Source organism: Aliikangiella maris (genome assembly GCF_040719265.1).
Taxonomy (GTDB): domain Bacteria; phylum Pseudomonadota; class Gammaproteobacteria; order Enterobacterales; family Kangiellaceae; genus Aliikangiella; species Aliikangiella maris.
The window spans coordinates 18,099-28,021 of record NZ_JBFDAH010000036.1 but is presented as its reverse complement, the minus strand read 5'-3'; the positions used below and the strand labels follow the sequence as shown (position 1 = coordinate 28,021).

Annotated in this window: 8 protein-coding genes; 5 read left to right on the top strand and 3 right to left on the bottom strand. The window is 38.6% G+C overall.

Annotated features, from left to right (window positions below; genetic code table 11):
• Positions 1-222: 222 nt before the first annotated feature.
• Entirely contained in the window at positions 223-351 is a 129-nt protein-coding gene (locus tag ABVT42_RS20290; RefSeq protein ID WP_353897752.1) for a hypothetical protein, read from the bottom strand.
• Between the two features lie 362 nt (positions 352-713).
• Here ABVT42_RS20290 and ABVT42_RS20285 point away from each other — a divergent pair, with 362 nt between their 5' ends.
• Complete coding sequence (locus ABVT42_RS20285) at positions 714-881, top strand: hypothetical protein (RefSeq protein ID WP_353897751.1); 168 nt, start codon at positions 714-716, stop codon at positions 879-881.
• A 149-nt stretch (positions 882-1,030) separates the two neighbouring features.
• On the opposite strand, the gene ABVT42_RS20280 is transcribed toward ABVT42_RS20285, so the two are convergent.
• Positions 1,031-1,948 carry a coiled-coil domain-containing protein gene (locus tag ABVT42_RS20280; protein WP_353897750.1) on the bottom strand — a complete coding sequence of 306 codons (918 nt, stop codon included), beginning with the start codon at positions 1,946-1,948 and terminating at the stop codon, positions 1,031-1,033.
• Positions 1,949-2,112: 164 nt separating this feature from the next.
• On the opposite strand from ABVT42_RS20280, the gene ABVT42_RS20275 reads away from it, so the two are divergent.
• Positions 2,113-2,679, top strand: coding sequence for a DNA-3-methyladenine glycosylase I (locus ABVT42_RS20275; RefSeq protein ID WP_353897749.1), 567 nt, complete (start codon positions 2,113-2,115; stop codon positions 2,677-2,679).
• 163 nt (positions 2,680-2,842) lie between these two features.
• Here ABVT42_RS20275 and ABVT42_RS20270 read toward each other — a convergent pair whose 3' ends face one another.
• Positions 2,843-4,216 (bottom strand): SPFH domain-containing protein, encoded by a 1,374-nt coding sequence (locus ABVT42_RS20270; protein ID WP_353897748.1) that lies wholly within the window; start codon positions 4,214-4,216, stop codon positions 2,843-2,845.
• Between the two features lie 359 nt (positions 4,217-4,575).
• Between ABVT42_RS20270 and ABVT42_RS20265 the strand changes: the two genes are divergently transcribed.
• Genes ABVT42_RS20265 through fdhF form a run of 3 tightly spaced genes read left to right on the top strand, consistent with a single transcriptional unit; the run spans position 4,576 to position 9,862 of the window.
• Positions 4,576-5,463, top strand: a complete 888-nt coding sequence (locus ABVT42_RS20265; protein WP_353897747.1) for a formate dehydrogenase accessory sulfurtransferase FdhD — start codon at positions 4,576-4,578, stop codon at positions 5,461-5,463.
• A gap of 17 nt (positions 5,464-5,480) precedes the next feature.
• Positions 5,481-7,148, top strand: coding sequence for an NADH-ubiquinone oxidoreductase-F iron-sulfur binding region domain-containing protein (locus ABVT42_RS20260; RefSeq protein ID WP_353897746.1), 1,668 nt, complete (start codon positions 5,481-5,483; stop codon positions 7,146-7,148).
• Positions 7,145-9,862, top strand: a complete 2,718-nt coding sequence (fdhF, locus tag ABVT42_RS20255) for a formate dehydrogenase subunit alpha (protein WP_353897745.1) — start codon at positions 7,145-7,147, stop codon at positions 9,860-9,862. Before ABVT42_RS20260 ends, fdhF begins: the two co-directional genes overlap by 4 nt.
• The last annotated feature ends 61 nt before the right edge of the window (positions 9,863-9,923 follow it).

Sequence of the window (9,923 nt, the reverse complement as noted above, 5' to 3'; positions counted from 1 at the left end):
TTGGCATTACTTAGAAGATCGTATAAAAAAGTTAGGAAAAATACCTCAACTATGTGAATTCATAGTAAACTCACCGTAAAGTCTAAATGCCCCCGCTTTTTGAGCAATTACGTTTTATTTTAAATTTTGATTTAGTTTTTATTAAAAATTCAAATTTCAAGCGCAGGTAATTCTCAGCAAAAGCTGATGCGAACAATGACTGAATGTATTTTACTGTTTGTGTTAACTAAAAACCTGCTTACTTAAATTCATTCCTTTAATAAAATGATTTTGCGCATTTTCTAAATAGTGAGATAGTGAAGCAGGTGAACCAATAATGGTGAGTTTTGATAAATCATCGTTGGCTTTCATTAATTGTATGAAGCCGTCATTAGCGATATTAAGTTTTTGTAAAATGGGTGGTTCATTTAGTGGGATATAACCCGGTTTATCTTTTCGAATGGCTCGTCCAAGTCAGTGAGTTGGATATAGTCTTGCAGCGAAAAATTGATACTGTTGGGATGCTTTTGGTGATTGGAGGTTGATAGTTTCATTAAAGAAATAGCCGTCTTGCTTTGTTTTGTTAACTTGATTGATGCGTTGTTGAATATTGGTGTAATCGGATTTTTCAAGTGATTTAGCCATCTTTGTCGTTTTGAGTATGGGTGTCCTGTCTCGCTTTTTCTCAATTGGTCCAATGCTAGTTGTTGTAATTGTTGGTGGAAAAGTAGGCTATGCTTATATTAGGTTATTTAAAACAAGAAAAACTCCCTGAAAAAATAGCTCCATATTTAAAAGAAGGTGAAAAGCGATTAGAAAACAAATTAATCCATATGCAGTATCAAAGTAATCAACTACTAAATAAGGTTAAAGAGTGTAGTAGTCAACTAATTCCAAACTGAAATTAAAAATTTTTCTTCCGCAATTGTTGGAGACTTGATTTGATTATTATAGTTGGTTATTGCGATGAAGTTTTCAACTGTCAAAGTAAATCATCAACCGAAATATGTATTAGTCTTGACAAGACCGCCTATTCAACCAGATAAAAATTTTACTCACTAGAAGGTTGTCCTAACTCTTCTATGAGTTGCTCAACCTTTAATCTCAAGCTTGAATCAAAATTATCTTGGTCGAGTTTTTCCTTTAATACATTAACAACATCACCAAGTGACCATTGATTAATTTTTTCTTCGAGTTGTAAATCAACATAGGCATCTTGTAGCTTTGCCTGACGTTCTTCTTCAGCTTGCTTGGCTTTTATTTCTGATTGCTGATAATCAATTTGGGCTTGTGATTCGAGTAATTCTTTTTCAGCAATTTTGCGTTTTTTTTCTTCAATAATTGCAATCCGTTTTTCTTTTATTTTTACGCTTTCCAGCATGACCTTTTTGGCTTCTGCTTCTGCTTTATCTTTAGCCAACTGGGCTAGCTGTAGTTTTTCTTGTTCTTGCTGCTGCGCTAATTTTTCTTTTTCAAACTGTTTAAATTCGGCTAGTTCTTTTAATAGTTCCTGATACACTTGAATCACCTGTTGCTGAATGGAGTCAATTTGATAGCGTTCGTGAAACTCATTGGCTTCACTGATAAATTTAAGTTCATTGAGTGCTTTAGCGAGCAATGTTTTGTCAAATAATTTATCATTAATGAGTTTTGCTTGAAAAGAGGTTAATAATAAATCAGCAGTTTTATACCATTCTGCCTGTTGCTGGTCTTCCTCGGGTAGTGTAAAACTGTTTAATGTGGTATCAACTTGAGATAATCGAAACTCGGGATCATTGCTGGTTTTTAATAAGTCTTCGAGCGCTTCTTTAAGTTGTTCTATTTGATTATGAGTTTTTAGCCAGTGAGCAGCGCCTTCCATACCTGAACGACTGATTGAATCAGATAGATAGCTGAGCTTTTTACGCCATCGCTGCTGGAGCACTTTGGCTTGAGCTTTTAATTTGTTTAAATCGACAGATTGATTCACGGTAGTTCTACTTTATTATATTGTATTAAACGAACCTAGATACCAGTTGAATGTATTTTTGCTAAGTATATACTAAAAAAAATAGGATATATCAAATGAGATTTGGTTTTTATACCTACTCAGAGCAAAATGTATCAAAAAATCGACAATATTCGGAGGAAAGAATGAAAAATAAAAGTCGCTGTGGCTGGGTAGGCAAGGATCAGATCTATATCGATTATCATGATGAAGAATGGGGTGTGCCGGTTTATGACAGTGAGTTGCTTTTTCAGCATTTATTGCTTGATGGGGTACAGGCGGGGTTAAGTTGGATAACCGTACTAAAAAAGCGGGAAAATTACCGCAAAGCATTTCATCAATTTGATCCGCTCAAAATGGCTCGACTAACTGATGCGCAGCTTGATAAACACTTAACAAATGAGGGGTTAATTCGTAATAAACTAAAAATATATGGTTTCAGAAAAAATGCTAAGGCTTATCTTGAGCTTTCAAAAAGAGAGTCTTTTTCTGATTTTTTATGGCAATTTGTCGATGGTCAGCCTGTACAAAATCGGTGGCCTGATTTAAAAAGCGTTCCAGCCAATACCGAGCAATCTGATGCGATGTCTAAGGCTTTAAAAAAAGCAGGGTTTACTTTTGTCGGTACAACAATTTGTTATGCTTTTATGCAGGCTGTGGGCATGGTAAACGATCACACGGTTGATTGTTTTCGACATCGACAATTAAAATAATCCGGCACTGGTTTGATTGATGTATTTTTTAAAAAAGTAATAGATTAAGAATTGTTCGAATTTTTCTTTGTTTTCAGTTATCAGGGGGTTGCAGAAAGCTTTTTGCAATTGAGTTAATGATTAGCCACAAGCAAAATAATATGACTTGTGGCCGAGTGATTATTTATTTTTTACTTTGTGTATTTAAATCTCGATTGTAATTTAAACGTTGTGCGGCATCCATCGTTAACATTTGCATGAAAGCTTTAACTTCACCGTCACTACCTACAGGTGAGCCTCCTGCACCTCCACCAAAAACAGTTGTTGGTACTTTACGTTTTGCAAAAGCTTCAGCCCACAGGGTTTGAATTCTGATTTCAGCCTCAAGCTTTTGTGCCAAAGCATTATCTGCTTCGAGTATTACGCGTTTTTGATAGGCTTCAGCTTCGGCCAGTGTCTTTTTGGTTTCCGCCTCAATTTTTGCTTTTTCAAAATTGATTTGTGCTGTTTCACGAGAAATAGTGGCTTGTGCTTTTAATTTTTCGGCACTGGTAATTGCTAGTTGTTTTTCTGTTTCAGCTTCAGTGGTTTTTTGAATTTGCTCTACTTTGGCTTTGGCTTGGCGTTCTGCAACCTCACGTTCACCGCGAGCAATAGCAAGTAGTCTTTGTTCTTCTTCCTGAACTCGTTGCTCTCTCGCTATAGCGCGATCTGCTGATGCTTTCTGTTTTAATTGCATGCGTTCAACAAATTTTTGGTTTGGACGCATATCCGTTACTAGTGCTGAAACAACACTGATGCCAAACGATAAAAAGCGTTGTGTTTTACGGCGAGGTTGCCCATCATCGTCAAGTACTTTCTTGACAACAAAAACTGTTTTTGAGTCGTCACCATATTGCTGTTGTGAAGTACCGAGTGCTGCGTTGGCTGTAGATTTTGCGGTGCGCGGTGACTTCACTTCGATTTCTTCGCGTTTTACTAAAAAGATGCCATTGCGCATTTGATCTTCAAATTCAGAATTAAACTGCGTCCGCCCACCCGAATAATATTCTTCGGCACTCATTAATGAAGCATTGGCTTGTAGGGTTTCTTTAAATGCTGGCATTAATGCGGTACGCAATAAGTTTTCTGGTGAACGATACTCATGGGCTAATTTAAGGAATGATTCGGGATCGGATGGAATAGAGAACCTGACGGTTGCCTGTGCATGGGCGTCTACTTGGTCAAGAAACATAATGCTCATTGGCGGCAAGCTGGCTGAGGTATTATCGGAGTCTTGCTCGGCGCGAATGGCATTACCTTTGCTCCCTTCTGCGGCTTGTACGGTCATTGCGCGTTTCCAGGAATTATAACGGCCAAATGGATAAAACTTGTAACCAACTTCGGTAACAACCTCTTCGCTACCTAACAAGGTGCGTACATGATAAATGTAGCCGGGTTCAGCATAAAAAATTGAATTGTAGGCGATAACAAAAGTAAAGATTATCCCCCCGAGCATGATTGATAAAACGCTTAAAATGCGATTTCGGGAACTACCTTTGGCGACTAATTCAGACATAATTGATACCTTATTCTATTAATTTCAAACACATCCATCTGTTACTTAGATGATAAAATCTTAGGTTATAACCTTTCTAAGAGTACAGGGTTCTAAACGTTATGAATAGCATTCTATTCCGCTAAAATGAGAGTATGATAGTTTGATATGTACAAAATGTGTAATTTAATAACTATTCTCAATTAATACTTATTTTAACGAGATAAAATACTGATTAGGCACAAAATGTAGATTTTTGGCAAATAATTGATGGCAAACAGTAAAAAATAAGGATTTGGGGCGGCTGATTTATTATCATTAAAATAAAGCTAAAGTCTTTATTAATAGTTAGTGTTTAATCGAACGATACAAGAACTTATATGCCAGATAACCAATTCAATATCCATCGCTTTCAGGTTGAACATAATCGGGTAGATTTAAAACCGGATGTTATTGCGGTTGAAGAGCCAATGCAAATTCTGTTATCTCATCGAGATAAACTAAAACCTTATGGTTTAACCATGCGAACACCAGGAAATGATATAGAATTAATTTATGGTTTGTTATTGACCGAAGGTATTATTTGTTCTGCGCAGGATATTAACACTATTGAGCAAGAGCCTTTGTCACCGCTACCCCAAAGGCAAACTAATGGTGTATCTGGTTTAACCAATCAATATATTGTTAATTTGCGACATCAGTTAGATATTGAGGAGCACTTGATTCAGCCTTACCATATGAGTTATTCGGGCTGTGGGTTATGTGGTAAAACGAGCCTGCAAGCATTAGATTTAAAACCAAAAAGAAATCTTAAAAAAGTTGATTTTCAGTTATCACATCAACTCATTAAACAGCTAAAAAATCAGCTTGCGCGACAACCATTATTTTCTAAGACTGGAGGGGTACATGCTGCTGGTCTTATTTATTACCAAGATGATTTTCTTGATATTGAAAATGCGCCATTCTTTGAAGATATTGGAAGGCATAATGCGTTAGATAAATTGATAGGTTACGAATTAATAAAACATGATTTGCAACAATCTGGTATATTGGTTTTGTCGGGTCGTATTGGTTTTGAGTTAGTGCAAAAAGCGGTTATGGCTGGCTTTGCTATGATTGTCGCTTTGGGGGCACCAAGTCATTTAGCTATTCAAGCTGCGAATCAATTTGATATTGTGCTGGTGGGTTTTGCAAAAGATACTTCCTTTAATCTTTATACTGCGCACAAAAATTTGTTAAATGATTCAGTCGCATTCAAGTTGGTTTAATTTTTCAGGATTTTATTATGTCAGAAAATCTTCAACAGCTTTCCAGTCGAAAAGGATTAACTGAAAACCTTTTTGAAAAAATTATACAGGCTGGTGGCGAACCTGTTCGTTTAAAAGAAGTGGCTAAAACATTTAAAATTGGAAAAGCCAATGTTTATGGTGCATCGACCGCTTATGATTTTATTCAAGGACCAAACGCAGGAAAAAAAGCCTATGTTTGCAATGGCTCTTCCTGTTTGTGTGCTGGTAAACAAGAATTCGTTAAACAGCAATTACAACAACATCTCAAGGATGACGAAATTGGTCATGTGAGCTGCATTGGTCGCTGCCATGAAAACTTGTCGTTTCAATACCAAGGTAAGAATTATTCTGGTAAGGATATCGATAATATCAAGGCGATTATTGATGAGTCGGCGCCCTCACAAGAAACCTATACCATTGAATGTTTATTAGCAAAGCCGCTTTTGATGGAAAGTATTGAACAGGTTGAGTCCTACTATCAATTATTTACGCAAGTCATTCAATCGCAAAATAAACAATCACTACTTGAGCAGATTGTTCGCTCTGGTTTAAGAGGGCGTGGTGGTGCCGGATTTCCTACTGGCATTAAATGGAAAGCCTGTGCGGCAGAAATCGCTGAGCAAAAATATATTGTTTGTAATGCCGATGAAGGCGATCCCGGTGCTTTTAGTGATCGCTACTTACTTGAACATCGTCCTCATGCCGTTTTATTTGGTATGTTAATGGCCGGTTATCTGGCAGGTGCAAACTGGGGGGTATTATATATTCGTGATGAATATCCTCAGTCGGTTGAAAATACGCAAAAAGCAATTGATGAATTTGAAAAACTCAATTTATTAGCGGATTTAAATTTTCAATTTCAATTTAAGATTATTCGTGGTGCCGGGGCCTATATCTGCGGTGAAGAAACAGCTTTATTACGCTCGATTGAAGGTCAAAGACCAATGGTTTCTGTGCGCCCACCTTTTCCAACAGTTAAGGGCTTATTTGGTAAGCCAACAATTGTGAATAATGTTGAAACTTTTGCGTCAATTCATTGGATTTTAGCGCATTCGGCAGAATCTTTTGCTGCACTGGGCAATGGTCGTTCAACAGGCACTAAACTGCTTTCAATGGATAGTTGCTTTAATCGGCCTGGCATTTATGAAATTGAAATGGGTATGCCATTAAAGCAGATGATAGATATTGCTGGCGGTTTCTCTCGGCCATTAAAAGCACTACATATTGGCGGACCATTGGGTGGATTGGTGCCAATTGAAAAAATTGAACATCTGACACTCGACTTTGAGTCTTTTCAAACTCAAGGCTTTTTATTAGGACATGCAAGTATTATCGGTATTCCAGTCGAGCAGGACTTGGGCAAATATATTATGCATTTATTTGACTTTACCGAAGCTGAATCTTGTGGCAAATGTTTTCCCTGCCGAATTGGTGCAACGCGTGGCAAAGAAATGTTTCGCGATGCCATTACTAAAGAAAATCTACTCGATAAAGTGTTACTCGATGACCTGCTGGAAACTATGGAGAAAGGTTCATTATGTGCCCTTGGCGGTGGTGTTCCATTACCTGTAAAAAATGCGTTGCAATATTTTTTTGCCGAACTAACACACTTATTTGATCCACAATCGCTGAAAAAAATTCAGGCGTTGGAGAAATCAATATGACCAAAAATCCTGAGCTTGCAAAAGTTGCTTTTATTAACGGTCAGCCTTATCAGATTGAGGCAGGCGAAACTATTTTACAATTTGCACAGCGATATCATTTTTCAATTCCAACTTTGTGTGATGATTCTCGGCTTGAGGCTTATGGTGCGTGTCGTGTTTGCTCGGTTGATGTTGCATTACAGGCTGATGGTCCTCAAAAAGTTGTAGCCTCATGTCACACTCCGGTTGCTGAGGGAATGCATATTGAAACGCATTCAGTGGCAATTCAAAAGTTGCGTAAAAACATTGTTGAACTGGTGGTCAGCGATCATCCGCTCGATTGTGATACTTGTGAATCTAACGGTCATTGTGAATTACAAGATGTTGCTGCAGAAGTAGGTATCACAGAGTCTCGTTATCAAAATGCCGAAAATCATAGTCATTATGACAAAGATGAGTCACACCCTTATATGCGCAGTGATCTGGCTAAATGTATTAACTGCTATCGTTGTGTTCGAGCGTGCGATGAAATTCAAGGTGAACTGGTGCTTGGCATAAGTGGCCGCGGTTTTGCCAGTAAAATTATAAAAGATGATGATGTCAGTTTTGATGAGTCTGCCTGCGTATCATGTGGCGCATGTGCACATACTTGTCCGACAGGCGCCATCAGTGATATTTTTCAAGCAAGGGCTGTTGAGGCAGAAAAAAAAGTTCGCACCGTTTGTTCGTACTGCGGCGTGGGTTGTAATCTAGAAGTGTCTGTTAGAGGGAATGAAATTTTATCTATTCGTGCGCCGAATGATGCTGAGGTGAATCAGGGGCATACCTGTTTAAAAGGGCGCTATGCCTGGAAATTCTATAATCATCCTGAGAGGCTAAAAACACCATTAATTAAAAAAAATGGACAATTTGTCAGCGCCAGTTGGGATGAGGCATATCAACTTATTGCCACTCGGCTTTCAAAAATAAAAATTGAACATGGTGCCGATGCTATTGCAGGTATTTCTTCTGCGCGTTGTACGAATGAAGAAAACTATTTAATGCAGAAATTGCTGCGAGCCGTGATTGGCACAAATAATATTGATTGCTGCGCCAGAGTTTGTCATTCGCCGACCGCATATGGTATGCAGCAAGCTTTTGGGACAGGCGCTGCGACTAATTCTATTAAAGATATCAAAGAAACCAGTTTTATTATGGTGATAGGTGCCAATCCCACGGCAGCACATCCGGTAACTGGAGCCAAAATAAAACAGCAACTGATGAAGGGAGTGCCATCGATTGTTATTGATCCGGTTAAAACAGAAATTGCGCGTTATGCAACCTATCATTTGCAGTTAAGACCAGGTACTAATCTGGCTATGATGAATATGATGTGTTACTACATCATTGAACAAAATCTGGTTGATGATGCTTTTATTACAGAGCGTTGTGAGGATTGGGAATCTTTTAAAGCCCGTGTGATGGCGCTAAATATGGATGAATTAGAAAGTATATGTGGCGTTGATAAAGCACTCGTCAAACGTGCTGCGGTCGCTTATGCCAGCGCCGATAAAGCAATGAGTTTTCATGGGCTCGGCGTAACCGAGCACTCGCAAGGTAGCCGTACTGTTATGTATATTGCGAATTTAGCAATGATGACTGGGAATATCGGTCGTCCTGGTGTGGGTGTAAATCCTTTGCGTGGTCAAAACAACGTTCAAGGTGCCGCAGATATGGGGTGTCAGCCTCATCAAGGTGCTGGTTACATGCCAATTGATTCGGCTGATAATCATGCTAAATATACCGCGCATTATGGTGTACATATGCCAGAAAAAGCCGGTTTGAAAATCCCACAAATGTTCAATGCTGCGGTGGCAGGTGATTTAAAAGCTATCTGGATTATGGGAGAAGATGTCGCTCAGACCGATCCTAATCAGCAACATGTACTTGCGGCATTGAACAATTTGGACTTTCTTGTTGTTCAAGAAATATTTTTATCTGAAACTGCAAAACTGGCTGATGTTGTTTTACCGGGAACCTCTTTTCTGGAAAAATCTGGAACCTTTACCAATGGTGAACGGCGTATTCAGGCGGTTAATGCTGCAATTGAACCGCTATCGGGCTGTAAAACCGATGGGCAGATTTTAGCAGATATGATTAATCATTTAGGGGGGCAGCAGCCGAGTGCCGCACCTGAAGTGGTGCTCGAAGAAATTGCTCAGATCGTGCCGTTTTTTGCAGGCGTAAAGTGGCATGAATTAGGCGAAAATGGTAAGCAATGGCCGGTTTTGGCTGATGGTCAAGGGACCGATATTTTACATATTGAACAGTTTAAACGAGGCAAAGGAAAGTTTCATTACTTCGACTTTGCCGAAACTCAGGAGTTGATTGCCAATGGTGCAACTTTTCCGTTTATTTTAACCACCAGCCGAGTTCTTGAACACTACAATGCTGCCACGATGACTCGTCGAACTAACAATGAAAAAATTGTTGATAAAGATATCTTATTGATTAATCCGCAAGATGCCAGACGCAAGCAAATTGTCAGCGATAGCGAAGTCAAATTATTCAGTGAGCGGGGTGAAATACGGATGGTGGCCAAGGTGAGTAATAAAGTGAAACCCGGTGTATTGTTTACCACTTTTCATTTTCCAGAACTGATGGTAAACCGATTAACCGGGGATATCTGTGATACTGAAACGATGTGCCCAGAATATAAAGTGGTGGCTGTTGATGTACAGCCACTTTCTTGTTAACTTTAGGCGAAATTTCAAAGTTAAATCATGCGTGTGTTGGTAAAAAACTATCAATAAAAAC